Source organism: Clostridium sp. C2-6-12 (assembly GCF_009928485.1).
In the GTDB taxonomy this organism is placed as follows: Bacteria; Bacillota; Clostridia; order Clostridiales; family Clostridiaceae; genus Clostridium.
Window position 1 is genome coordinate 1 of record NZ_JAABNP010000004.1, and the last position, 26,697, is coordinate 26,697.

General features: G+C 29.8%; 19 protein-coding genes. 3 read left to right on the forward strand and 16 right to left on the reverse strand.

Annotated features, from left to right (window positions below):
- Window positions 1–148: 148 nt before the first annotated feature.
- The 5 genes from GXK56_RS04460 to GXK56_RS04480 all read right to left on the reverse strand — a co-directional run bounded on the left by GXK56_RS04460 (window position 149) and on the right by GXK56_RS04480 (window position 5,884).
- Complete coding sequence (locus tag GXK56_RS04460; RefSeq protein ID WP_160685589.1) at window positions 149–670, reverse strand: nitroreductase; 522 nt, start codon at window positions 668–670, stop codon at window positions 149–151.
- A gap of 420 nt (window positions 671–1,090) precedes the next feature.
- Window positions 1,091–2,254, reverse strand: a complete 1,164-nt coding sequence (locus GXK56_RS04465) for a YibE/F family protein (protein WP_160685590.1) — start codon at window positions 2,252–2,254, stop codon at window positions 1,091–1,093.
- A gap of 108 nt (window positions 2,255–2,362) precedes the next feature.
- The gene (locus GXK56_RS04470; protein WP_160685591.1) at window positions 2,363–3,913 is read right to left on the reverse strand and encodes an alkaline phosphatase; all 1,551 of its coding nucleotides are present in this window, start codon (window positions 3,911–3,913) and stop codon (window positions 2,363–2,365) included.
- A 282-nt stretch (window positions 3,914–4,195) separates the two neighbouring features.
- Window positions 4,196–4,822, reverse strand: a complete 627-nt coding sequence (locus GXK56_RS04475) for a Tat pathway signal sequence (RefSeq protein WP_160685592.1) — start codon at window positions 4,820–4,822, stop codon at window positions 4,196–4,198.
- Window positions 4,823–5,053: 231 nt separating this feature from the next.
- Complete coding sequence (locus GXK56_RS04480) at window positions 5,054–5,884, reverse strand: AraC family transcriptional regulator (RefSeq protein ID WP_160685593.1); 831 nt, start codon at window positions 5,882–5,884, stop codon at window positions 5,054–5,056.
- 192 nt (window positions 5,885–6,076) lie between these two features.
- Here GXK56_RS04480 and GXK56_RS04485 point away from each other — a divergent pair, with 192 nt between their 5' ends.
- Window positions 6,077–7,402 (forward strand): alpha-glucosidase/alpha-galactosidase, encoded by a 1,326-nt coding sequence (locus tag GXK56_RS04485; protein WP_160685594.1) that lies wholly within the window; start codon window positions 6,077–6,079, stop codon window positions 7,400–7,402.
- A gap of 132 nt (window positions 7,403–7,534) precedes the next feature.
- On the opposite strand, the gene GXK56_RS04490 is transcribed toward GXK56_RS04485, so the two are convergent.
- The 4 genes from GXK56_RS04490 to GXK56_RS04505 all read right to left on the reverse strand — a co-directional run bounded on the left by GXK56_RS04490 (window position 7,535) and on the right by GXK56_RS04505 (window position 13,227).
- Entirely contained in the window at window positions 7,535–8,365 is an 831-nt protein-coding gene (locus GXK56_RS04490; RefSeq protein ID WP_160686020.1) for a carbohydrate ABC transporter permease, read from the reverse strand.
- 17 nt (window positions 8,366–8,382) lie between these two features.
- Window positions 8,383–9,327 (reverse strand): sugar ABC transporter permease, encoded by a 945-nt coding sequence (locus GXK56_RS04495; protein WP_160686022.1) that lies wholly within the window; start codon window positions 9,325–9,327, stop codon window positions 8,383–8,385.
- A 68-nt stretch (window positions 9,328–9,395) separates the two neighbouring features.
- A complete protein-coding gene (locus GXK56_RS04500) occupies window positions 9,396–10,679 on the reverse strand; it encodes a sugar ABC transporter substrate-binding protein (RefSeq protein WP_160685595.1) in 1,284 nt (427 codons plus the stop codon).
- 361 nt (window positions 10,680–11,040) lie between these two features.
- Window positions 11,041–13,227, reverse strand: coding sequence for an alpha-galactosidase (locus GXK56_RS04505; RefSeq protein WP_160685596.1), 2,187 nt, complete (start codon window positions 13,225–13,227; stop codon window positions 11,041–11,043).
- A 329-nt stretch (window positions 13,228–13,556) separates the two neighbouring features.
- On the opposite strand from GXK56_RS04505, the gene GXK56_RS04510 reads away from it, so the two are divergent.
- A complete protein-coding gene (locus GXK56_RS04510; RefSeq protein ID WP_160685597.1) occupies window positions 13,557–14,432 on the forward strand; it encodes an AraC family transcriptional regulator in 876 nt (291 codons plus the stop codon).
- 193 nt (window positions 14,433–14,625) lie between these two features.
- On the opposite strand, the gene GXK56_RS04515 is transcribed toward GXK56_RS04510, so the two are convergent.
- The 7 genes from GXK56_RS04515 to GXK56_RS04545 all read right to left on the reverse strand — a co-directional run bounded on the left by GXK56_RS04515 (window position 14,626) and on the right by GXK56_RS04545 (window position 24,610).
- The gene (locus GXK56_RS04515) at window positions 14,626–16,266 is read right to left on the reverse strand and encodes an alpha-glucosidase (protein WP_160685598.1); all 1,641 of its coding nucleotides are present in this window, start codon (window positions 16,264–16,266) and stop codon (window positions 14,626–14,628) included.
- An 18-nt stretch (window positions 16,267–16,284) separates the two neighbouring features.
- Window positions 16,285–17,703, reverse strand: a complete 1,419-nt coding sequence (gene gtfA / locus GXK56_RS04520; RefSeq protein ID WP_160685599.1) for a sucrose phosphorylase — start codon at window positions 17,701–17,703, stop codon at window positions 16,285–16,287.
- Window positions 17,704–17,928: 225 nt separating this feature from the next.
- Complete coding sequence (locus GXK56_RS04525) at window positions 17,929–19,971, reverse strand: methyl-accepting chemotaxis protein (protein WP_160685600.1); 2,043 nt, start codon at window positions 19,969–19,971, stop codon at window positions 17,929–17,931.
- A gap of 38 nt (window positions 19,972–20,009) precedes the next feature.
- Window positions 20,010–21,473 carry a glycoside hydrolase family 32 protein gene (locus GXK56_RS04530; RefSeq protein WP_160685601.1) on the reverse strand — a complete coding sequence of 488 codons (1,464 nt, stop codon included), beginning with the start codon at window positions 21,471–21,473 and terminating at the stop codon, window positions 20,010–20,012.
- 27 nt (window positions 21,474–21,500) lie between these two features.
- Window positions 21,501–22,328, reverse strand: coding sequence for a carbohydrate ABC transporter permease (locus GXK56_RS04535; protein WP_160685602.1), 828 nt, complete (start codon window positions 22,326–22,328; stop codon window positions 21,501–21,503).
- Window positions 22,328–23,212, reverse strand: coding sequence for a sugar ABC transporter permease (locus GXK56_RS04540; protein ID WP_160685603.1), 885 nt, complete (start codon window positions 23,210–23,212; stop codon window positions 22,328–22,330). The genes GXK56_RS04535 and GXK56_RS04540 overlap by 1 nt, the downstream gene beginning before the upstream one ends.
- A gap of 90 nt (window positions 23,213–23,302) precedes the next feature.
- On the reverse strand, window positions 23,303–24,610 hold the full coding sequence (locus GXK56_RS04545; RefSeq protein ID WP_160685604.1) for an extracellular solute-binding protein: 1,308 nt from the start codon (window positions 24,608–24,610) through the stop codon (window positions 23,303–23,305).
- Window positions 24,611–25,234: 624 nt separating this feature from the next.
- Here GXK56_RS04545 and GXK56_RS04550 point away from each other — a divergent pair.
- Entirely contained in the window at window positions 25,235–26,215 is a 981-nt protein-coding gene (locus GXK56_RS04550; RefSeq protein ID WP_160685606.1) for a LacI family DNA-binding transcriptional regulator, read from the forward strand.
- Window positions 26,216–26,697: the final 482 nt, after the last annotated feature.

A 26,697-nucleotide genomic window follows, 5' to 3' on the forward strand; every position in this document is an offset into this window, starting at 1 on the left:
AATTTGAAAAAGGAGCTATCGCTAACCGATTTTAATCCGCTAATGCGACAGCCCCTTATTTTTCATATATTAATTAATCATCTATTATTCATCTTTTATTATTTAACATTTTGAAGATTAAATATTAATTTTACTAGCACAATATATGTTATTTTACATATTTAATAACGCTGTCTCTTCTTTCATGCTCTTTAGCCTCACCATTAGGATAACCAATAGATGCCATCCCCCAAACAATGTGGTTTTCTGGAATTCCAAAGCTTGTTAATACTTCTCTTACTTCTTTTTCATCACATATAGTTTTTAATTGGTTAATCCAACATGAACCAATTCCTAAAGAATTAGCCATTAAAAATATATTTTCAAGAGCACATGAACAATCAGCAAGTCCATTTGTATTATCTTTTTCATTAGATAACATTATTAAAGTTGGAGGGGCATAAAAATTATAACCTTCATCTCTTCCTAAGGCTTCTCTAACTACTTTTGCAAGTAAGTTCATCTTTTCCTTATTTTGAACTACAGTGAATTGCCAGCTTTGTTTATTCATACCGCTTGGAGCGTATATTCCAGCCTTTAATATTAAGTCAAGTTCTTCATCTTTTATTTGTTCTTCCTTAAAGCTTCTTATACTTCTTCTAGTTAACATGTTTTGCAATACTTCATTCATTAATAACAACTCCTTTAATTCAGTTAAGAGTTATGAGTTCAGAGTTAAGAGTTATTTGGAATTAGTTTTTACTTCTTTAGCTCTTAATTGCTGAATATTAACTCTAATTATTTTCCATAAATATATTTTTATACACTAATAGTATTATATCACCACACATATATTAAACACAAAATAGAAATTTATTTTAATTTCTATTTTTTTATAAAGAAGATATCGAATGCTTTTGGTGGAAATTAGAAAGATAATTATTTGACGATCTTCTTATATTTAACATTGTAGTCTAATACTTCTCACTACAATTTTATTATATATTTCTAATCAATATTAAAAGAGAGAATAAATAAAAAATCCATTCTCTCTTTTAGCTATCACAATAAATACTTTATAACTAAAGCTAAGTTTATTTCTCGAAAAAAATCATCTCAAAACTTCTGCAATCTTATCTAAAAATTTTTCTTTTTCTTCTCTTGCCGCTAATAAAATACCGCTGGCTACTGCTGTAAATGGTGCTACTGTAATTAACCCAAAACTTCCAATCAATGTATGCAGAATCTCAGAAGAAACATATTTTAAATTTAATATATTTATTATTGGCGTACCCTGCGCCATAAATACCATAAGCAGTCCTATAAATCCACCTGAATATGCTAATAATAATGTGGTCATCATAGTTCCCATAATTGAACGTCCAACATTTATTCCTGATTTAACTGCCTCCAGCTTTGTTATATCTGGTTTCTTTTCAATAACTTCTGCAACAGCTGAAGTTATGTCCACTGCCACATCCATAACTGCTCCAGATGAGGCTATAAATATGCTGGCTATAAATATTTGTGTCAAATTTAAATTTTCATATCCTGAATACAAAAGTGATTCTGAATATGACATTACAGCTCCATGAATTTTAAATTTACTTACAAAAAATAACGCCATAAAGCAGGTTACAAGAGCACCTGATAAAGAACCAATTATTGCTGCTAAAGATTTTTTATCTATACCATAAACAAGTACTATTATTGTAATTATTAAAATCATTGTTGTTGCAATTCCAACTATTACAGGATTATACCCTTCTAAAAATAATGGAATTAAAACCTTCCAAATTGCCAAAACAGTAAAGCTAAACGATAAAATAGATTTTACACCAACTATTCCTGCAAACCCAATAAGCATAACTACAAAAATAGCTACAAGTAAAATTTCATAATTAATTCTATAATGATCAACAAGAGTTGCTACCCTAATTTCATCTCCTGTGTAATCTAAGGTTACTAATATTTTATCCCCAACTTGAAATATCTTATCTTCTTCAAGAGAACCTGAAAGCCTATTAGTGCCCTGAGTTGTTTTCCCTTTAAATTTCCCATCAAGTATTTCCACTTTACATAACTGTTCACCAGTCTTTATAAGCCCCGTGTTTATAATAAAACTCTCATCTGTACTCAACACTCTTGCTGACACTCTCTCTGTGTTTTCATATATTTTTTGTGGAAATTTATTAGGTAAAAATATAAGCAAAATTATTGCTATAAGTGTTACTAATATAGGAATTGTATCGCGCTTATGAATATTATTTAACAATTAAACATTCTCCTCTTTGTTTTAATTAACAATCATATGAGTTTCAGAAAAGCCCTAAGGCTTTTCCTCCTTAACTCTGAACTCATAACTCTCTTAACTGATTTAAGTCTATTGTACCTTCGTTATCGCCTTAAGCTTATCAAATACATTTGTATTATCATAATATCCTGCAAATAAGTCTTGGCCTAACCCTTTAGCCATCATTGCAACTGGAATTCCTGTGTGAGAATATGAACTAAAAGAGATTCCAGATTTATTATTTAATACATGTGTTAACGTTACTGAAAATGGTTCGTATGTTCCATACATAACATATTCGTTTTCGTCAATTTTCCTATCAGCTTTTGGGATCATACTCTTTTCATAAGCAGCTTTAATTTTAGCCTCTTCTGCTTGTGTTAAAGTCATTCCACCATTTTTTGCTTCCCCGCCTGAGCCAGCTCTTTTCAATCCAAATTGTGCTTCAACTTCCTTCATTGCATCATCAAAAGAAACTTTCTTTTCTCTAAATTCAGAAATCTTTCTATCAAAAGCTGTATATGACATCTTCTGATTAGATAAATTTTGTAAGTAAGTATCATAGTTTGTTCCTGCAAATCCTATTGTAAGTCCCCCTGTTTCATGGTCTCCAGTAACTAAAATCAATGTTTCATTTGGATGTTGATTGTAGAAATTAACTGCTTCTTGTACTGCATCACTTAAAGCTTGTGTATCACTAATATTTGATCCTGCATCATTAGCATGACCTGCCCAGTCAATTTTTCCACCTTCAACCATCATGAAGAAGCCTTTATCATTATTTAAAACTTCTATTCCCTTTTTAGTATAATCTGCAAGGGTAAGTTCATCTCCAGTTCTATCTAAACTATATTTTATTGCTCCACTTTCTTTTTCAACTTGATCATCTGGACATACTGCAATTGCTTTTTCACCATTTTTTAAACCATCAATATCTGATTTAGTATTAACAACCTTATACCCTTTTTGTTTTGCTAATTCACCTATTTTAGTTTTTCCTTGTTCCTTTACTTCCTTCGAATCATCTGATAAGAATTTTCCACCTGCAAAGTAATCAAAATTTGAATCTACAAGCTGAAGCCCCATATTGTAATAATCACCTCTAGAAGGAACATGAGCGTAATATGCACCTGGAGTTGCATGATCTATATTTACTGATGATACAATTCCTACCTTATATCCTAACTGTTTTTTTAGTTTTTCAGTTATAGTTTCATAAGATTTAGTTTTAGTTTCATCCATATTAATTACACTGCTTAAAGTTTTATTTCCTGTTGAAAGAGATGTAGCTGTTGATGCTGAATCTGGACAAAGTGAAGTTGAATCATATGTTGTAACCGTTCCTGTAACTGGGAAATTCATAAATGATAACTTTTCTGGATTTGGATAATTTCCTTTCTTTGGATCAATTGGTCCATGGGCTTGAATTCCTTTATAATACTGTGCAGCTTGGATTTGAGGAAAACTCATACCATCTCCAATAAACATAAAAATATATTTAGGTGTCTTACCGTTATAATTCGAACTTGATGCTGCACTCACACCATTATTTTTCACCTGAGTATCTAATGTATAACCTGCCCCCGCTACTAACGCTAAAGCTAATGCTGCCCCTACAATTCTTTTAACCGTCTTATTCATTATTTACTATCCCCTTTACTATGATAATCATATTTTTATGATTTTTATTATAGTTTTTTATCTTCATTGGATAGTATATTCTTCCTTTGTTAACACAACTTTATTAATTAGTAAAATCCCTGTAAATTAAATGTTAAAAAATAGAAAATATGGTTTTGTATTATTAAAAGTGCTTATATTTATTTTATGATTATTGTACTCTTTACTTCATAAATATAAGGACCATTTACTAAAATATATGATTCTAGTACAACAGTCCTATAAATTATTAATTTTATATATTTAATTTTTTTGTACTGTTTGAGAACCATATAACAATGGTTCTGCAAAATATGTCTTAAATACTTGAATAAGCGGTCCCATAAATAATGCTGTAATTATTGTTCCAACGCCTATAGATGCCTTTAGTGCAAATCCAATTGCTACACATATAGAATCTGTACCAATTCTGCAAATTCTGAAAGATGCTATTTTCTTATCTGACATAATTATTGAAATTGCATCATAGACAGATACTCCTAAATCTGCCGTAAAATATAATGCAGCTGCAAAACACATTGATACTACTCCCAAAATTAGTAATATAATTCTATGAGTAATTGTTAAGTTTGGTATCATTCTTGATAAAATACTAGTTGTTGCATCTGCTGCAAATCCATTTCCAAGCAAATTAAAAAAAGTTGCTATGCCAATATAATGTTTATCTAAAAGAAATACAATAAAGAACATACACGCGCATATTATTGTGTAAAAAACACCAAATTTCATATTAAATAAATTGCAAAGACCTGTTACAAAACTAGTAAATGGATCGGTTCCAAGTGAAGCCATCTGAAATAACCCCACACTGCATCCAGTAACCACTACTCCTATAAATGCCATTAAAATTCGCTTTTGTTTTTCATTCATCCTATAATCCCTACACTTTCAAAATAAATAGTTTAGACCAAAACTGTTCGCCATATACTTATTATATAAATTGTTTATAATAATAAGAATATTGTTATGTTAGTTAAACCAGTCAAAATGTTAAATGTTTAAATTATACTATTTTATTGGTATATGAATTTTAAACTTACAAGCTTTATTAATATTCTCTTAAAAACTTAACATATGATAATGAAATTTTTTGTATTATTTTTAAGGTGACTTAATGTAATTAACATTATTGTTTCTATATTTAAGAGGTGTAATGTTAAATTGTTTTTTAAAATGTTTATAAAAGGTAGGTGTATCTTTAAATCCACAGGAATAAGATATTTCTGTTATATTCATTTTTGTTGTTTCTAACAAATTTACTGCCATATTTAATCTAAAAGAAATAAGATATTGTTGAGGAGAAATTTTTAGTTCCTGAATAAACAATTTATATAGATAAGTTCTGTCAATTTTAACATGTTTAGAAATATCACTTATTTTAATATCATAAGTAAAATTATTATAAATATAATCTAAAGCCTTATCAAAATAAGATATATTCCTATTTTCTTTTAAGTTAATTTGGTCATAAATACTAGAAAAACATAAATAAAACTGCCCCAGTAAAGCAAATTCATTCCCCTTATTTTCTTCACAATTATGAATTAAGTCAAGAAGATTTTCTTTAAAGATTCCATTACTATAATCCTTAAAAGTTAAACTTTCTTTTGATAATCCACATTTTTTGAGTATATTAGAAGCCTCATACCCATCAAAACTTATCCAGCAATATTCCCAAGGTTCTTCTTTATCTGCTTTATAATATGTAGACTCTCCTGGACAAATTAAAAAGCCTTCCCCAGTTCCTAATTCATAACATTTATCTTTTACATAATACTTTCCCTTTCCATTTAAAACATAATGTAACAAATAATGTGGACGAATGGCAGGTCCAAAAGAATGAGAAGCTACACATACTTCTGAACCTCCATAATATATTGCAAGAGCTCTGCTCAACTTGCTTTCCGATGTAATTTCAAATCTATCTGACATTTTCTTTTCCTCCTTATCACTTTACTTAAATGAACTACCTAACAAATTATCATTTATCAATACAAACCATAAATGACATTAAAATTTCAACATAATGACAACTTTTTGAAACATAGAACATAGAAACATTTCTACTTGAAATTATATAATTAATGTGTAATTAATTCAAAGTAATTTAAGGAGGACAAGTAAATGAAAATAACTTTTATGGGTGCTGGAAGTACTGTATTTGCAAGAAATGTTTTAGGAGACTGCATGTGCACTGAAGCCTTGCGCGAAAGCGAAATTGCTCTTTACGATATTGATGACGAAAGGCTTAAAGAAAGCGAAATAATCCTAAATGCAATCAACAAAAACATAAATGAAGGAAAAGCTAATATCAAATGTTTTTTAGGAATTGAAAATAGAAAAGCTGCTCTTAAAGATGCTACTTTTGTTGTCAATGCAATTCAGGTAGGTGGATATGATCCTTGTACAATTACTGATTTTGAAATTCCAAAGAAATATGGCTTAAAACAAACAATTGCTGATACTATGGGAATTGGAGGTATAATGAGAGCTCTTAGAACAATTCCGGTAATGGCAGACTTTGCAAAAGATATGGAGGAAGTTTGCCCTAATGCATTTTTCTTAAATTATACTAACCCAATGGCTATGCTTACAGGCTTTATGCAACGTTTTACTAAAGTAAAAACAATTGGTCTTTGTCATAGTGTGCAAGTATGCTCTGAACATTTACTAAAGGATTTAGGAATGGAAGATAAATTAGAAGGCAGAAAAGAATTAATTGCTGGCATCAATCATATGGGCTGGCTTCTAGAAATATACGATAAAGATGGTAATGACTTATATCCTGAAATCAAGAAAAGAGCTGCTGCTAAAAATTCTGCTGAAGAAAAACATAATGATATGGTTAGATATGAATACATTAAACATCTTGGCTATTACTGTACTGAATCAAGCGAACACAATGCAGAATACAATCCATTCTTTATAAAATCAAAATATCCTGAATTAATAGATAAATTTAATATTCCATTAGATGAATACCCTAGAAGATGTATAGAACAAATAGAAGGTTGGCAAAAAGAAAAAAATGAAATTTTACAAAATGGGAAAGTTACACATGAACGTTCTAAGGAATATGCTTCATACATTATGGAAGCTATTGTTACAAATAAACCATACAAAATTGGTGGAAATGTCATAAACACAGGACTTATAGACAATTTACCACAGGATGCCTGTGTAGAAGTTCCTTGTATGGTAGATGCAATGGGAATCCACCCAACTCATGTAGGTAAACTTCCAACACAGCTTGCAGCAATGAATATTAGTAATATAAATGCTCAATTATTAGCTATTGAAGCTGCTGTAACGAAAGACAGAACTAAAATATATCAAGCTGCTATGATGGATCCTCATACTGCTGCTGAATTATCCATTGATGATATTATAAAAATGTGTGATGAAATGATAGAAGCACATGGTGATTTTATGAAAGACTTTAACAAATAATTACTTCACTCAAATAGTTACAGCTTAAATCAAATCATACAAAACATAAAAGTGAGATACCTTAAATTGGATTTAAGATACCTCACTTTTATTAATATATAAAACCAAAAGCATTATTTATCAAACTAGAATTTATAATTTTCCTCCTGAAGTAGCTATACCTTCGATAAATCTCTTTTGGAATACTATAAATATTAAAAGCATTGGCCAAATTGCTAGCAATGATCCTGCCATAAGCTGAGGATAATTAGTTGAAAACTGTCCTTGAAGAGATGCAAGTCCAGATGAAAGTGTCATTTTATCAATTGACATATTTACAATTAATGGCCACATAAGATCTTTAAATGCAAATAGTGAAGTAAATATTGCTAATGCAATTAATCCTGAACGTGATAAAGGCAACATTATTTTATAAAAAGTCTGCCATATAGTACATCCATCAAGTCTTGCTGCTTCTTCTAAATCCTTAGGCAAGCCCATAAAGAATTGTCTAAGGAGGAATGTTCCAAATGCACTAACTACACCTGGTACTATTAAAGCTGAAACTGTATTTAATAAACCTAATTTTTGTACAATTAAAAATTGTGGAACTATAAATAATTGTCCTGGTATCATCATTTGGAACAGTACTATTCCAAAAAATATGTTTTTCCCAGGAAAATTCAATCTTGCACATGCATAAGCTGCCATTGCACTAAACAAAACCGAACCAATAACCCTTCCTGCCATCATTAAAATTGTATTTATATAAAAAGAACCAAATGGAAGTATTTTCATTACCGCTGGATAGTTATCCCATTGAAATACAGCAGGTAAAATTTTAGGTGGAATCTGTACTGATTCTGTTAATGTCTTAATAGAAGTTAATATCATCCACAAGAATGGAAGTATCATTATTGCTGCTCCAATTATTAAAACTAAATGTGTTATAATACTACCTTTGTTTTTACTTGAAATTTTCATCTTTACACTTCCCTTCTCTAATAATTTACCCATTTCTTTTGACACTTTACTTGAATTACTGTAACCACCATTATAATTACTAATAATAGCATAACAATAGCTGAACCATAACCTTTATCGTTTAATACAAATGAATGTTTATAGAATAAATAAACTAAGGATTGTGTGCTTTCTATTGCAGTGCTTGTTTTATCTATCATCATAAATATTATATCGAATACTTGAAATGCGCTTATAATACTTGTTACAACTACAAAGAACATTGTTGGCGAAACTAAAGGCACTGTTATTGTGAAAAACTGTCTTAATGGACTTGCTCCGTCAATACTTGCTGCTTCATAATAATCCTTTGGTATTTCCTGTAAACCTGCTAATAATAGTACCATATTATATCCTACAGCACTCCAAATCCCAACTATAGCTATAGATATTAAAGCTACTCTAGGATCAGTAATCCATTTAGGTCCATTTATTCCTACTGCCGATAATAAGTAATTTATTAGTCCATAATCTGAGTTAAATAACCATCTCCACACCATTGCTATGGCAGCTGGCGCTGCAACCATTGGTAAAAAGTAAATTGTTCTATATACTGATGTACCTTTTATTTTCTTATTTAGTAATACGGCAACTATTAAAGATAAAATTACTATGGCAGGGACAGATATAATCGTATATCCCAAAGTATTAAATACCGCCTTAATTACAGCAGGATCACTAAATAACTTTTTATAATTATCAAATCCTACCCAAGTACTATTTCCAAAGGCTCCAGCCTTTTGAAAACTTAAAACTAATGTTTGTACTGCTGGAATTATATTTAGTACCATAAGGCCTATAAAAGTTGGCAATATCATAATATATGCCCATTTCCATTCATTTAATGTGCTTTTGCTAATCTTTTTTCTAACTTTAACTTTCTCATCTATTGAAACTTTTGCTGCATTTGCACTCTTCGACATCAAATTACTCACTTCCTTTATCTAGTTTATGGCACCCCTTAAAATAAGAGGTACCACAAATTTTCACCTTACTTTTCAGTTGCTAGAATTTCATTGGTTTTTTTAGCTACTTCATCACAAGCTTGATTTACTGGAACTTCTCCTGTAAATGCTTTAAGTAATGTTTCTTTTTCAGCAGTTTGCCATTTATCAGTTTCTTTTGAATATGGATTAATAACTGCATATTTTAACATGTCTGCATACACTTTTGAGTTAAACTTTGTTTGAGTTTTCATCCATGCCTCTGTTGTACCTTGGTATGCTGGAATAGCAACCCCTGATTCTGCTTGAATTTTGTTTGCTTCTTCTGAACCTAAGTATTCAACAAATTTCCATGCTTCTTCTTTATGTTTAGTACTTGCAGCTACAGCATTACCAAGGCCATTATATATTGTAGCTCTTTGTTTACCTTGTGGAAGTACAGTTACATCGCAGTTTTTAGCAACATATTCATTAGAACCGAATTCAGAAAGCATCCATGATCCAAATAAAGCCATAGCTGTTTTTCCTGATTCAAAAAATGCTGTATATGAGTTTTCAGAAAATTGTTGTTGATTTGGAGATACTTTTTCTTTAACACTTAAATCTATATACCATTGCATTGCTTCTTTTACTGCTGGTGTATCAAAACCTGATTTAGTCTTATCATCAGATAATACTTTTCCACCATTTTGGAATATAAAATTATCAAAACCTTGTTGAAGATCTAGCGGAGCACCAAAACCATAAATTCCTTTTTCAGGGTTAGTTATTTTCTTAGAAGCTGCTAATAAATCATTCCAAGTCCAATTTTCATTTGGATAAGCTACTCCAGCTTCATCAAATAACTTTTTATTGTACCAAAGTCCTATAGTATCAAAATCCTTAGGTAGAGCATAATTTTTGCCGCCATTTTCATAAACCTTAACTAAATCTTTTGGAAATTTATCTAAGCTAACTAAACTGCTTCCTTTAATTTTATCTGTTAAATCCAATAAAACTGAGTTTGAAGCATATCTTGCTGCTTGATTAGGATGCATCCAAAATACATCTGGTAAGCTTCCACCTGAAGCTGCTGCTTCTAATTTAGTCCAATATTGATCCCATGCAGTAACTTCAACATTTACTTTTATTCCTGGATTCTTCTTTTCAAATGCATCAGCCATAGCTCTCATTCCTGGCTCTTGGTTTTTGTCCCAAATAGCATAAGTTAATGTAACATCTCCTTTTGAACCTCCAGCACTAGAATTACTTCCACTACATCCAGCTAACATTGTACCTACAGTTATAGTTGCCGCAATAACGCTTATCAATTTTTTAATACTTTTTTTCATAAAATATTGACCCCCTACTTTTTAATTGATTCATAAAAGCTTGTATACACCTTTTTGAAAATTTTTAATAATTACTATACTCAAATAATATAATATATACTATGGGTTTAAAATGGATTAATGTAATCGTTTCATGGTTTAATGTGGTCAATAGAAAACCTTTACTACATTTTCACTATACATTTAACATATAACCATGTTTTATTTATGACTATTATGAAAATAATCTACAATTTCTATGTAAAACAACAGAAAAACCCTTTAATATAAATCTTATATCAAAGAGTTTTCCGTAATTTTAATGATTTTATTTTTCCTATAAACTTAAATAATTAATAGCCATAAATAATTTTATAACCATTTATATTCTCCTCAAAATCCATTGCTTAGCAGCATAATCACCCTTAAGCTCAGGTATAACAAGTCCAATATTCATCAGTTCATCTCCACCAAATATTGTATCTTCATTAATAATTTTATACTTAGCTTCAGCTTCTAATCCTAACAATTTTAATGGTTTATCCCACTTATTAGGCTCCGCATATTGTTTTACATAACTGACTACAATCTCACATTTATCCTTAGAAATATTCATCCATGCAACTTCATTACTTTCAAATGGACTCAATAATCTAAAAGTATCTCCAAATTGTACAGTCTCTCTTATTTCTTTGTACAATTTAACTTGATCTTTTATTACTTCCCTTTCTTCTTCTGATAATTTTGTAATATCAAGTTCATAACCAAAATTTCCTGCCATAGCAACTATTCCTCTAGTTTGTATTGGGGTTATCCTATTAACTTGATGGTTGGGAACTGCTGATACGTGACATCCCATAGCTGCACTAGGATAAACTAAAGATGTTCCAAATTGTATCTTTAATCTTTCTATGGCATCTGTGTCATCACTAGTCCATGTTTGTGGCATATAATAAAGCATTCCTGGATCAAATCTTCCTCCTCCTCCAGAGCAACTTTCGAATAAAATTTCAGGGAATCTGCTTGTTATTTCCTCTAAAACTTTATATAAGCCTAGCATATATCTATGTGCTGTTTCTCTCTGTCTCTCTGCAGATAATCCAAGTGAACCTATTTCACTCATATTTCTATTCATATCCCATTTTACATATGAAATCGAAGCGTTTTCTAATACATCACTAACAGTTTTTATTATATAATCACATACTTCATCTCTTGATAAATCTAATATTAGCTGTTCTCTGGCTGTGGAGCGGTTTCTTCCTGGTATATGAATACACCAGTCAGGATGTTTTCTATATAATTCACTATCAGGGGATACCATTTCAGGCTCAAACCAAAGACCAAACTTTAACCCCATTTCATTTATTTCTTTAGAAAGATTATTAAGGCCGCCTTTTATTTTTTCTTCATTAACAAACCAATCTCCAAGAGATGTAGTATCATCGTCTCTCTTTCCAAACCAGCCATCATCCAAAACGAATAGCTCCATTCCAAGACTGCTTGCTTCCTTAGCAATTTCTTTTATGTTTATTTCATTAAAATCGAAATAAGTTGCTTCCCAGTTATTTATTAATATTGGTCTTACTTTATCTCTATGTTGTCCTCTACATAAACGCTTTCCATATAAATTATTGTAAATATGAGACATTCCTGTTAAGCCTTCTGAAGAATAAACAAGTACTGCTTCTGGTGTTTGGAACTCTTCACCTTCTTCCAAAAGCCATTTAAAATCAAATGGATTAATTCCAATTTGTGCCCTTGTTTTGCTATACATGTCTACTTCAACATTTGCTAAAAAGTTTCCGCTATAAACTAAACTAAATCCATATACATCACCTTTTTGCTCATCTGAACCTTTCCTCGCTAGCGCCATAAAAGGATTTTGAGCATGACTGCTTGCTCCTCTTCTACTTTCAACTGATTGAGTGCCTGATCTAAGACCAGTTCTAACAATATGCCTTTCTCTTGCCCATGCACCAGATAAATGTACAAAATCAAACTCATCTTCTTTGAAATCTACATTAGCGCTTAATGCTCTTAATATATTTACTCTACTATCGCTTTCATTCACTATTTTCACTGATTTAGTTATTGCATCAAACTCTTCAAAAACAGTATAAGTTAATATTACTTTTACTTTCTTTAAGTTATCTGTTAGGTGTATTTCTAAGGTTTCTGCTTCATTATCATTTTCAACATAAGTTGCTGGTAATCCTTTAAGAGGCACTTTACCCTTAAAAATATTGTAGTCAACATATTTTAAATCAGTTGCTGTAGTTCCATCTTTAAATTGAAGCTCAATTGCTGGAGAACGTAAATCAGTAGTTCCATAAGCAGGATATTCCTGAGTAGTGGCTTCTAATTGAAATGTTCCTATATTATCTGTATTAGTAAGAAAACTTCCCCATAAATTTTTTTCTAAAAGATAATCTAAATTGTTTGTATTTATTCTTTTTCCCCAATATAATTGAGATAAATGATTAGTTTCTAATACTTTTATTACATAACTTGTATTCTTTGTTTTGAGATGAAATGTTTTTATATCTCTTTCGTAAATAATTGCCATGTTTCTCCTCCATCTATTATGTTTTAATGTTATTTTTTCCATAAGCATTTTTTTAAGTAATGTATCAAGATTTTAAGCTTTTGCGTATATATCATCCTAAAAAATAAAAATCAGAAACATTATTATGCCTTGACGTAAATGTTTTCTTTAAATTTCTTATGTTTTTTCATTACTTTCTGTATGTATTCATTATAATCTGATATAATAACAAATTATATGGCATTATGTAAGCTGCTCATGTGGTAATGTATAAAATCTAATTTTAATTATTAAATGTCACTTTGAATTTTAAAAATCATTCCCAATACATCTTTAAAGGAGTGTTGAAATTGTCTGAAATAAAATATTTTGAAGATTCTAAAGCAAAATATCTAGAACCTCAAAAAAAACAGGCTGTTGATTTATTTTTATGCTACTGCGGATCTGAAAATTGTACTCCTGGCTACTCCTATGGGCCAGCTGTAAGATCTCAATATCTACTTCATTACATAATAGCTGGTGAAGGTTCTTATACTGTTAACAACAAAACCTATAAACTCGGAAAAAATCAAGGCTTTTTAATTTGTCCTGACACGATAACCTATTATGAAGCTGATAAAGAAAATCCTTGGAGTTATATGTGGGTGGGTTTTAATGGAGTTAAGGCCGAAACTTATTTAAACTACGCAAACCTTAATGAAGAAAATCTCATTTTTGATTATTCAAAGGATGATTCTTTAAAAGACTATATTTCTGAAATGCTTAAATTAAAAGAAATGGATTATTCTAATGAGCTAAAGCTTGAAGGTCTTTTATATTTATTTATGTCAAAATTAGTTGAATCACGAAAAGACATTTCTAATAAGATGTCTTATAAAAGTACTGAATTATATTTAGAAAAATCCATTGAATTCATAGAAAATAATTATCCTAATAATATAAAAATCAATGATATAGCAAATTACATAGGAATAAATAGAAGTTATCTAACTCATATATTTAAGAAAAATATTGATATGTCACCTCAAGACTTTTTATTAAATTATAAAATAGATAAGGCATGTACTCTTTTGGAAAATACTGACCTTTCAATCAAAGTTGTTGCAAAATCAATTGGATATTCAGATCCTTTAACCTTTTCTAAAATATTTAAAAAAATCAAGGGTAAAAGTCCTAAAAGTTACCGAGAAATGAGTACTTCAGCAGCAATTAAACATAATGATTAATTATTACAAGATACTTTTAAACTTATTGTAGAAATATTCCAACAACAAATTTTATACTTTAATGAATAATGAATGTTGAATAATTCAACATTCATTATTCCTTTATAAACTCTTTCATAAAAATCATCTTATTAAATTTCAAACTAAATTATATAACTTAAATATATCTTAAAGATTTTTTTACTCCTAAAACTTATATTAAAAACCTATAATATCTACATTCATACGGTTTTAATTTAATGCTACTTATTGGTTCATTTACGTCTACATCATAGTTTGAAATTAAAATTTCCTTAGACTTAACTTCAGTTCGTTCTTCATATTCAAATACGGTATTATTTCCTGTAAAATTGCAAATAACTAATAGCTGCTCATTTCCTAAACTTCTTGTATATGCAAATACTTCCTTATTATCTTCTAATAATAAATTATATTTTCCATATACAACAACTGGATTTTCTTTTCTGATTTGAATAAGTTTCTTGTAATAATTAAATATAGATTTTTCATCATCTAATTGTGATTCAGCATTTATTTCTTTATAATTTGGATTCACCTTTATCCATGGTTCACCACTTGTAAATCCTCCATTTTCACTATTATCCCATTGCATTGGAGTACGAGCATTATCTCGACCCTTTACATAAATAGATTCCATTATTTCTTCATGACTATATCCTTTTTCTTTTCTTTCTTTGTACATGCTAAGACTCTCTATATCTTTATATTCATTAAGATTTTCAAATCTTACATTAGTCATACCAAGCTCTTCACCTTGATATATATAGGGTGTCCCCTTCATTCCATGTAACAACGAAGCTAACATTTTTGCACTTTCTACCCTATATTCATTATCATTTCCCCATCTTGAAACTATTCTCGGTAAGTCATGGTTATTCCAAAACAAACTGTTCCAGCCTGTTCCTTCTAATTCTATCTGCCATTTTGATAAAGCTTTCTTTAAATCTAATAAATCTAGCGGTTTTAAGTCCCATTTTTCCTTACCTGGCTGTTGATCTAACATAATATGATCAAATTGAAATATCATGCTAAGCTCACTACCATCTGTATTTGAATATAGTTTAGCTATTTCCGGAGTGCATCCCCAGGTTTCTCCAACAGTTAACAAATCTTTAGCTCCAAAAGTTTTTTTATTCATTTCTTTTATATATTCATGAAGTTTAGGTCCATTTTCTTTTATCTTTTTATCAGGTATTTTTCCAATGAGATCAATAACATCCATTCTAAAGCCACCAATACCTTTATCTATCCAGAAATTCATCATATCATAAACTCTATTACGAACTTCTTCATTTGCCCAATTTAAATCTGGCTGCTTTTTACTAAAAAAGTGTAAATAATATTGGTCAGTCTCTTTATCATACTCCCATGCACTTCCTCCAAATGCTGAAGTTAAATCATTAGGTTCTGCTCCATTTATAGGATCTCTCCATATATAATAATCTCTATATGGATTCTCTTTCGATTTCCTAGATTCTATAAACCACTTGTGTTCATCAGAAGTATGGTTAACAACTAAATCCATGAGGATTTTTATGTTTCTCTTCTCACCTTCCTTAATAAGCTCCTCCATATCATCCATTGATCCAAACTCATCCATTATATCTTCATAATCACTTATATCATAACCATTATCATCATTTGGTGATTTATATACTGGAGATAGCCAAATAACATCAATTCCCAATTCACTTAGATAATCTAATTTTTCAATGATTCCTCTTAAGTCTCCAATTCCATCTCCATTGGAATCTTTAAAACTCCTAGGATAGATTTGATAAACTACACTTTCCTTCCACCATGAATTATCCATACTTAATCCCCTCTTATACTATACTTCAATAGTAAAATCATGAGTTTTTAAATTTGCTTTCAATGTTGCTTTATATGAACCACATTCTCTTGTGATTATTATTTCATTACCATTAACTTCTGTTGTACATTTTCCATCTAATCCAAAGGCTGGATTAGTATTTCTTAATTTCATTAAGTCTCTGATGTCACTTACTATTTTTCTATTTTTAAAGTTTTCTCTAATTTCTTCCTTTGTATAGTAATGACGATTAATATCTCTTCCATTTTTAGTTGATTCCATTAATTCTATATCATTTTCTCCTGCAAGCATTCCTACATAATAAACTTGTGGTATACCTGGTGCAAAGAATTGAATTGCACGAGCTAATAAATATGCTTTATCATTGTTTCCAAGCGCTGAATAATAAGTACAGTTAACTTGATAAATATCTAAGTTATTATAAGCTGCTGTATTGTATATTTTTTTAACATTAGCTCCCTTTGTAAACATAGCTTCTTTAGTTTCGTCTATTTCTTTATCAGTCATTAAATCTTTTACGTCAACTATTCCAATTCCATCATGTGTATCTAAAGTAGTAAATTGTTTCATTGGGCTCATATCGAGCCATCTCTTTAAATTATCACCTTTTCCTGAATATAACGCATTTAAAACTAAAACAGGAAGAGCAAAATCATAAATCCAAAATCCTTTTTCAGCAATCTTATGTTGGATTGTGTAATGTTCATGAATTTCAGGTAATATATCTACGCCATATTCCTTAACTATATCTTGAATTTCATATAATAGTTCCCACATATCTGGTTCAATAAAGAAACAGCTTGTCCCAGCTTTCTTTATAGCATATGCAAAGGCATCTAAACGAATAATTGCTGCTCCATTTTCGCACATTGATACTAAAGTATCTTTAATAAACTGTCTTGCAACTTTAGAATCCATATTTAAATCAATTTGTTCTTCTGCAAAAGTACACCATACTTTTTCCTTAGTTCCATCTTTAAATTCAACCTCATAATACGGTGCTCTTGGTTTTCTTTTATATATGGCATCTACCTGCTCTTCTGTTGGTTCACCGTTTTCCCAGAAATCCTTATATCTTATAAAGAAATCCTTATATTTTGATTCATCTTTCTTTTCTTGAAAATCTTTAAAAAATTCAGATTGTCTTGAAATATGATTTACCATAAAATCATACATTAAATATTTATCCTTACTTATTTCCTTAACATCTTCAATATCTCCAAAAGCCTCATCCACCACATCGTATCTCATTGGCGCAAAACCTCTATCCCCTGATGATGGGAAGAATGGAAGTATATGAACTCCACCTATTGCTCCAGAATAATGTTCATCTAAAACTTCCTTTAAATCTTTTAAATTCTTTCCTAAGCTGTCTGCATATGTTATTAGCATTATTTCATTTTTTATTTTGTTCATAAATATTCTCCTTCTCTATCCTTTTATTTTCAAATCACATAATCTTATATAGATTAAATTTATATAGATATAATCTTATTCTTTGCTTTCACTCAAATTATATAATTCTTACTTTAATAAACATATATTATTATGTAGTAAAAGCATGGATAAATGTTATTTTTTATATTAGGTATCGATTGATTTCTTTATTTATCAGTTAGAAAATCTCTTTATATCTTGCGTTTATATTTTAAACATAAGAATAGATTCATTAAGATTTTGAACAGCTTCTTTCAATTCATTTGATAAAGAAGCCAATTCTTGAACTGATAAATTTTCTTCTTCAACTGAAGCTAAGACTTCTTCTGTAGCTGCAGATGATTCCTCTGCTAGAACAGAAATATTCTCTACAGTTTCAATTGTTTTTTCTTTGAAGCTATATATATCATTCATTACAAGTGTAACATTTTCTACTTGTAATGATATGTTTTCTGTTGATTGCACTATAATTCTGAAGGCATTATCAGTATTCCTTACAGATTTTTCTTGTTCCCTAAATATATCATTTGCCTCTTTAACCAAATTAACAGTATTTTTAGTCTTATTTTGAATGTTATTAATAATGTTTGATATCATCATTGTTGCTTCTTTTGACTGATCTGATAATTTTTTTATTTCATTGGCAACTACAGTAAAACCTTTACCCGCTTCACCAACTCTTGCTGCTTCAATAGATGCATTTAATGACAAAAGACTTGTCTGATCGCTAATTGACTTAATAACTTCAATTATTTTTTCTATTTCCTTTGAGCTATCATTTAAATCATATATATCTTGATTTATTTCCTGTACCATTGATAATGATTGTCTTGTTCTTTCATTCAATTCCTTAACTACAACAATAGATGAATTTCCAATTTCTTTTGTTTCGCTTGAAATAGCTTTAACCTTTTGGGTATTCTCCATAACAACGTCAATTTTTTGGCCTAAAACTCTTATTTGCTCTATTGCTTCACTAGAACTTTTTGCTTGTTCTGTAGACCCAGTTGCTATTTCTCCAATTGCCATAGAAATTTGTTTTGTAGCTTCAGCTGATTCCATTGAAATTTCAGCAACTTCCTCAACATTTTTTAAAACCTTATTAGATACCAGACTCACTTCCCCAATGAGTTCTTTAATTTTTTTAATCATTATATTAAAACTGCTGCTTAATTTTCCTATCTCATCAAGTTTTCTGTGATCTAATATTACTGTCAAATCTCCATCTTCTGCTTTTTTCATTAACTTCATTATGTTGTTGATCGGTTTAATTATTCCTCGTGCTATATACAAGCCAATTACTACTGCTGTAACTCCACATGCTATTCCTATTATTAATGTAAATATCCCAGATAACTTAATATCATTTATAAGCGAATTCATTGGAACCTCTGATATTACCTTCCAACCATTACTGCAAGAACTGAAGGTAATCAAATTACTATCTTTCACCAGATTCCCATACAATTGCTTATTATATACTTCATCTATAATTTTCTTTAAAGAATCATCACTTATACTATTCTCACGAAAGTTGAAAATAATATTTTGATTTTCATCTACTATTTGAATATTATTATTTTCATCTAAATTCATTTTTTCAAAAAGACTTTTAAAAGCATTTACCTTTATTGACATTATCAATATGCCATTATCACTCTTTCTAATTGAATCCTTATATTCCCTCATTAAAAATATTTCAGAACTATCATTAATACCTGTTATCCAATATATTTTATCTTCATTTTTTCTTATTTCATTATATAATGAAGAACTTTTCAATTTATTTTTAATATAATCCTGGGAATGAGCATCAACTGAACCCAAAGTCTTCCCATCCTGCTGAAGAATACAGAAAGTAGAAATATTTCCATCAGAATTAGTTATAGACTTAAGTATTCCCTCAGCTTCTTTGCTTTTTTGAATACTTTCATAGGAATAACTATCATTATTTATATCTTTCATTAAATCAGCTAAATTTGAATTTGTTATTACTAAAGTCGTCTTGTTAACATACTCATTAGTAAATGAAGTAACATTCATATTAATTTGATTTAGCAATTGTTCTGAAAAAACAGCAACTTTCTTTTCCACTGTATTTTCAGCTACAATATATGAAAAACTTCCAACTATGAGTATCGGAACTATTGCTATTGATAGAAATGTAGCCATTAATTTAGTTTTTATTGTCCATGACATTTTAAATCTTATTTTTCTTTTTTTAAGGAGCTTCATCATATCTTTCATATTTATTCATCTCCTGTTTTTCAAAGTAAGATAGTAAATCATTTTATATCCCATTTTTTCAAAGATTCTATTTTTGACTCTCCTTTTGAAAACACTTTAATACCAATGGCATCTTCACTTGGATAAATTAAACTTGTCATAACTTTCTCGCCTTCATTAATAAATACTTCTACTGAACATTTATCAACAAATATACGAAGATTTAATTTATTATTAATTAAGTTTACTTCTGTTCTTCTTTCTCCTCCAGGTCCAATACCTGACTTATCAATATTAAAGACAAACTGCTTCTCCTTCTTTCTATATGATAAAACTGTTTCTTGAGACTCATTTACTCTTAACTTTAAACCAATCTCCTCCGCTTCCATCAGATCATAATTTATTTCAAGTTCATAACTATCTCCATTTAAATCAAGTTTTTTCTCTTGATTTATCTTTATGTCCTTTAAAACAACTTCATTGATTCTGTATTCTTCAATTTCATCAACTGGTTTAAAATATAATTTAGAATTTTTAAGAATTACTTCTCTTGGAATTGTCATTGCTCCAGCCCAATTATGCCCATTACTATATGTAGGATATTCTTTTTCCCACATAGTCATCCATCCAGCCATTATTCTTCTGCCTTTACTGTCTATAGTTGTTTGAGGTGCATAAAAGTTAAATCCATAATCAACTGGATAAAAGCTATCATATTTAAATTTTCCTAAATTATAATCTAAATTTCCAACCATATAGACACATGAATAAATATTGGTTAATTTTGCATCTTGGTTTTTTAAGTATTGTGGAGAAACAATGAGAACCTCCTTATTCTGCAATGTAAATAAGTCTGGGCATTCCCAGTTCTCTCCCAAGTCTCCATTGCTTTTAGCTACCACATTTACAAATTCCCAATTCAATAAATTACTGGATTTATACATTAAAACTTGTCCATTTCCACATTTATCATTTGAACCTAAGAAAGTGTAATATAAATCTCCAACTTTATAAGTTTTAGGATCACGAATATCTTTTGAAGAAGAGTTATTAGGAACTTGGTTTGTGTCTATTACAGGATTACATTCATGTTTTTTAAAATGTATTCCATCATAAGAATAAGCTAAACACTGAACTTGTTTGTAATCCTCTTTTTCATTGATTCCTGTATTTATATGCCCAGTGTAAATAAGATATAGCTTTCCCTCCTCTTCTATTGCACTTCCAGAAAAGCATCCATTTTTATCAAATTCCTTATCAGGCGCTAAAGCTATAGGAAGGTAGTCCCACTTTATTAAATCCTTACTCACTGCATGACCCCAATGCATAGGCCCCCAAACTGCATCATATGGATTATGTTGATAAAACAAATGATAATTATCCTTATATTCACAAAAACCATTAGGATCATTAATCCATCCATATTCCCCCATCAAATGGTAGTTAAGTCTATATTGATCATTTATCTTATATTTATTTTCTTTAATATATTGATCTGCCTCTCGTATTTTATTACTGAACATATTTTAATCTCCCACAATTTTGTATTTTTATTTAATAGATCCTTGTAAAACTCCACCTATAATACTCTTTTGTAAGAATAGGTAAATTATTAATACTGGAAGAATTGATAACATTAAAGCTGACATTGATAATCCGTAATCTGTAGTATAAGTACCATTGAAAGCGTATGTTGATAATTGGAGAGTTCTTTCGTTTGGTGCTATTAATATTAGCGATGGTAATAAGAAGTCATTCCATATCCATAGCACGTCCAAAGTAGTTATTGTCATCGTTATAGGCTTCATAATAGGAAAGACAATTTGCCAGAAAGTTTGAAATCTTGTGGCACCATCTATCATAGCAGCTTCTTCTAATTCTACCGGTATGCTTTTAATAAATCCATGATACATAAATACTGCTAAAGACATTCCAAAGCCTAAATACATATAAATCAACGCCCATTTAGTATTAAGCATTCCCATTGATCCATAAATCGATACTAAAGGTATCATTATTCCTTGAAATGGTATAATCATAGATAAAACCATTCCAAAAAATATAAATTTATTGAACTTCCAATCTTTTCTTACTAATATATAAGCTGTCATTGAAGAAAATATAATTATTATAAGCACACTTAAAACAGTTATTATTAGAGTGTTAACAAACGCATGGCCATAGTTCATTTTTTCAAAAGCATCAACATAATTTGAAAACTTGAACGTACTTGGTAATGCTAATGGGTTGGAAATTACATCTTTTCTAGCCTTAAGAGAATTTATTAGTACAAATACAAATGGTACTATATATACAAGTAGAAGACCTGATATAACTATATACTTGATAATATTTGCTATTAACTTCTTATTTTTCATTATGCTTCTACCTCCATCTTCTTAGTTGTGTAAACTTGGAATAATGATATTGCTGCAACTATTAAAAATAAAACAAAGGCTTCTGCCTGTCCAACACCATATTGTTGCGATAAAAAGGCTTTATTATAAACATGCATTGATATCATTTCTGTAGCTTGATAAGGTCCACCCTTAGTAAGTGCAAGATTCACATCGTAAACCATGAAACTTCTTTGTAGACTTAAAAACAGGCATACTGTGAAGGATGGAATCATCATAGGAAGGGTTATGCTTATGAGCTTTCTAAAACCATTAGCTCCATCTATGCTTGCTGCTTCTAAAATGTCTCTTGGAACATTCATAAAACCTGCTACATATATGATCATTAAATATCCTGAATATTGCCAAACTGTTACAATTATTAAAGTCCACAGTGCTTTGGTAGGGTCCGCAAGCCAAGAGGTAGAAAAAATCGGAATATTAAAATTATTACCTATATAAACTAAAATATTTGAGAATAAAAACTGCCAAATAAATCCAAGAATTATTCCACCAATAAGATTTGGAGTAAAGAATCCTGCTCTATAAAAATTTTGACCTTTCATGCCACTTGTTAATGCATATGCAAGTAAAAATGCTATGATATTCATGAGTATTACAGCTGCAATTGCATATTTAAAAGTTAACCACAACGAGTTCCAAAACACCACATCTTTAAATACTTCTGAATAATTTTGAAATCCTATAAAATCATGTGCATCTGATACACCATTCCAATTTGTGAAAGTTAAATAAATACCATATATGAAGGGAACAATCATAACTGTAAAAAATGCAAAAGTACCAGGTCCTGCATATATGAGATAAGTTTTTAATTTACCAAGAAAGCCTTTTTCGTTTCTCATATTCACTATTCCTCCTATAAAAATTTTATATGCTTATATGGAATAACGGATATTCGTAAATACGCCTATCCGTTATTTCTTTTTATGTTATTATTTAACGTTTTTCCAGTAATTTTGAATGTCACCAGCTAGAGCTGCCTTATCACTCTTACCATCAAGATATTTTTGCATTGAACCTCCAACTTGTGCCCAATGATCTCCAGGTAATGTTGTCATAGGTGCTATAACCTTTTTATTTTCTACAAATTTCTTTATTGATTTTCCAAGTGGGTCAGCTATTTCTAATTTAACATTTGAGAAAGCTGGAATTAAACTAGCTTTGTTTACTAAGAAATCTTGACCATTATCGCTATATACTAACCATTCTAAGAATTTCTTTGCTGCTGCTTGTTGATCTTCATTATTGTTTTTAGTATCTACACCAATAAATTTAGCTGGTCCTGCATATATTTGTGAGTTACCATAATCATCCGCATTGTTGCTTACTGGAACTGGTATGAATCCATATTGTCCATTAGCTTGATCAAATTCTTTAATTTGTGGCCATGCCCAGTTACCCATAAACCAGAATGCTGCCTTACCTGTCCCTAAATATTCAGGTGCTTTTTCATAAGTTCCAGCTAGTGGAGCTGCTTTATCTATGTTATTTGCTTTTAAAACATCGAAAGTTGATATTAATCCATTGAATACAGCATTACTATTTAAATCAACTTTTCCAGCCTTTATGTCTTGTACGAATTTATCTGCTGCTCCAGCTTCTTTTGATTGGTCTAAATATGCTATTGGTAGGAAATGCGCTCCTAATGACCAATCCATTGGTGAAAGAACCATAGGTGCTACTCCAATGCCTTGTATTTTTTGGAATGCCGCTTCTAAATCTTTCGTAGTTTTGATAGTAGTTGGATCTACTCCAGCTTTATCCAATACTGTTTTGTTATATATTAATCCAAAGCCTTCAACAGATAATGGGAAGCCTACTTGCTTTCCATCTATTTTAGCTGCATTTAAAGTACCTTCTGATGCATCTTTAACCCATTTTTCAGATGAAAGATCTGCAAACTTATCTGCAAATTTAGGAATGTCATTTGGGTCAAGCATACTTAAAGATGGTGCATTTCCAGCTGCATACATAGAAGAAACCTTTTGGAATGGTGATTCTCCTGCACCAGCTTGAACAATGTCTACTGTTATATTAGGATTTTCTTTTGTAAAAGCTTTTGTTGCATCTTCTAATTGAGTTGCAATTTCTCCTTTTGTGTTAAGAAATGTTATTTTAACATTTTTTCCTGCTGAACTTTTATCACCAGTTGAACTTCCACCACTAGAACCACAACCTGCTAATAAAGAAACTGTTACAACAGCTGTTGTTAAAATAGATACCAATTTTGACTTTTTCATAATATTCCCCCTACTTAATATAGGTTTTCAAAAGTTCTTAATTATAACCTTTGATTAACCCTTATTTTAATTTTTATATAAATAACTTGTCCCTATTTAAAATTTATTTAAAATAGATCAAATTACAAATATCACAATTAATTTTTAATTCTTGTAAACATTTACTCGTTGAAATTATTATATTACCACTTTAACAACATGTCAACGGGTTGTCATAAATATTTATAATATTTTTCTTTTAATTTTTAATACAAACAATTCACAATATATATTTTACAAACCTAAAGGACCGCGCTTTTAGTTCTTATCAATAATAATTTTTGGTAAACGCCTCATGTTTCATTGCTCTTTAAATCCTCACAAATACCTCTTTTCTTGTATAATGACGTTCTGATTGTTAATTATCTTTTTTATAAATACCAATCAATAACACTCACAATATTTTTTTAAATATTAAACCACTTTTCATTTTCATTCTAATTGTCGCTAAATATAACTTTATAAAAAGTTATATTTTTTACGCCATTATTATGATAACATATGTCAACATGTTACTATAGATTTTTTTACTTTTTCAGGTTATATTTAATATAGTAAGTTTTTAATACGTAAGGAAGTGATTTTTTGCCTAACATAAAGGACGTTGCGAGTCACGCTGGTGTTTCAGTAACGACAGTATCTAGAATTATGAACAATAGAGGCTATATCTCTGAAGAAACAAGAAAAAAAGTATATGATGCCATGGAAGAATTGAATTATCATCCTAATGAAATGGCTAAAAGTTTATATACAAAGAAATCCAATCTAATCGGGTTAATCTTACCCGACGTAGCCATTCCTTTTTATGCGGAAGAAGCAAAACATATAGAAGAAGCTTTATATATGAATGGTTATAAGCTACTTTTATGCAATGCAAGTAATAATTGCGTTCGGGAAAAAGAATACATAACTATGCTACAAAGAAATCAAGTTGATGGCATAATCATCGGCAGTCACACTTTAAAATTAGAAGAATACACTAAGTTAAAACTTCCAATCGTCGCTTTAGACAGATTTCTTGGAAAGGATATACCAGTAATCTCTTCTGATCATTCTCAAGGTGGTTCCTTAGCTGCCAATGAATTCATACGTCTTGGTTGCAAAAATATTATTCAATTTGTAGGAAACAGCCAAGTAGCTACACCTGCAAATGAAAAGAATTTCACCTTCTCTGAAATAATGAAAAAAAATAATATTAAATGCACAGATATAGAGTTTCCGGTAAATTTCTTTTCCTTCGAAAATTATTTACCTTTTATAAAAGCAGCATTGGATGCTAACCCAAAGGTTGATGGTATATTTGCTGTGGATACCATAGCATTTGCAGTAATAAAAGAATTATCCAGTCGTAACCTAATAGTACCCGATGAAGTAAAAATTATAGGCTATGACGGAATTGCAATTGGTAGTATTATTAGTCCTATTCTTACAACAATAAAACAACCAATAAGAGATATTGCAAATTCAGCAGTCTCAACACTGTTATACCTAATCAACAACCATAATACAATGATTCCAAGTGACATAAAGTTACCAGTGATGTTGTCTCAAGGACAAACAACTTAGATAAATAAGACTACTTTAAAAAATAATTAATTTTCAATGTATATGTTAATGATTTGACATATACATTTTTTATTTAATATATTTATGAAAACCTTTATCACCTTGTTGATTTAAAACCGTTTTCATGTTTTTATGATACCAGTTCCACATATATCATGTCAAGTACTTAAAAAGATTTTTTTATAGCATTTTTTATATTGACCTTCTAAGCCTTGTATTTAAGTATTAATAACCTATATTTTTTTCTTAATCATGATGCTAATAATTCAAAAATATTATCTTAAAAATATTCGAAGGTATCAGTACCATATTCTTGATAGTTTTATTTTATATAAAAAATATGAGCCGATACAAATCTAACTCTGTTAGTTTTGAAACAGCTCATATAAACCTCCAAACAATTTTATTCCTTGTATATTATTTATTGTCCTATTGATAAATGTTATTTCTAAAAAAAGAATGAATCATATATCAATTATACA

What these genes read in the sequence shown, in the direction of transcription:
- GXK56_RS04460 (WP_160685589.1), bottom strand. Translation starts at nt 670, where the DNA reads ATGAATGAAGTATTGCAAAACATGTTAACTAGAAGAAGTATAAGAAGC.
- GXK56_RS04470 (WP_160685591.1), bottom strand. Translation starts at nt 3,913, where the DNA reads ATGAATAAGACGGTTAAAAGAATTGTAGGGGCAGCATTAGCTTTAGCG.
- GXK56_RS04475 (WP_160685592.1), bottom strand. Translation starts at nt 4,822, where the DNA reads ATGAATGAAAAACAAAAGCGAATTTTAATGGCATTTATAGGAGTAGTG.
- GXK56_RS04480 (WP_160685593.1), bottom strand. Translation starts at nt 5,884, where the DNA reads ATGTCAGATAGATTTGAAATTACATCGGAAAGCAAGTTGAGCAGAGCT.
- GXK56_RS04485 (WP_160685594.1), top strand. Translation starts at nt 6,077, where the DNA reads ATGAAAATAACTTTTATGGGTGCTGGAAGTACTGTATTTGCAAGAAAT.
- GXK56_RS04490 (WP_160686020.1), bottom strand. Translation starts at nt 8,365, where the DNA reads ATGAAAATTTCAAGTAAAAACAAAGGTAGTATTATAACACATTTAGTT.
- GXK56_RS04495 (WP_160686022.1), bottom strand. Translation starts at nt 9,327, where the DNA reads ATGTCGAAGAGTGCAAATGCAGCAAAAGTTTCAATAGATGAGAAAGTT.
- GXK56_RS04500 (WP_160685595.1), bottom strand. Translation starts at nt 10,679, where the DNA reads ATGAAAAAAAGTATTAAAAAATTGATAAGCGTTATTGCGGCAACTATA.
- GXK56_RS04505 (WP_160685596.1), bottom strand. Translation starts at nt 13,227, where the DNA reads ATGGCAATTATTTACGAAAGAGATATAAAAACATTTCATCTCAAAACA.
- GXK56_RS04515 (WP_160685598.1), bottom strand. Translation starts at nt 16,266, where the DNA reads ATGGATAATTCATGGTGGAAGGAAAGTGTAGTTTATCAAATCTATCCT.
- gtfA (WP_160685599.1), bottom strand. Translation starts at nt 17,703, where the DNA reads ATGAACAAAATAAAAAATGAAATAATGCTAATAACATATGCAGACAGC.
- GXK56_RS04525 (WP_160685600.1), bottom strand. Translation starts at nt 19,971, where the DNA reads ATGAAAGATATGATGAAGCTCCTTAAAAAAAGAAAAATAAGATTTAAA.
- GXK56_RS04530 (WP_160685601.1), bottom strand. Translation starts at nt 21,473, where the DNA reads ATGTTCAGTAATAAAATACGAGAGGCAGATCAATATATTAAAGAAAAT.
- GXK56_RS04535 (WP_160685602.1), bottom strand. Translation starts at nt 22,328, where the DNA reads ATGAAAAATAAGAAGTTAATAGCAAATATTATCAAGTATATAGTTATA.
- GXK56_RS04540 (WP_160685603.1), bottom strand. Translation starts at nt 23,212, where the DNA reads ATGAGAAACGAAAAAGGCTTTCTTGGTAAATTAAAAACTTATCTCATA.
- GXK56_RS04545 (WP_160685604.1), bottom strand. Translation starts at nt 24,610, where the DNA reads ATGAAAAAGTCAAAATTGGTATCTATTTTAACAACAGCTGTTGTAACA.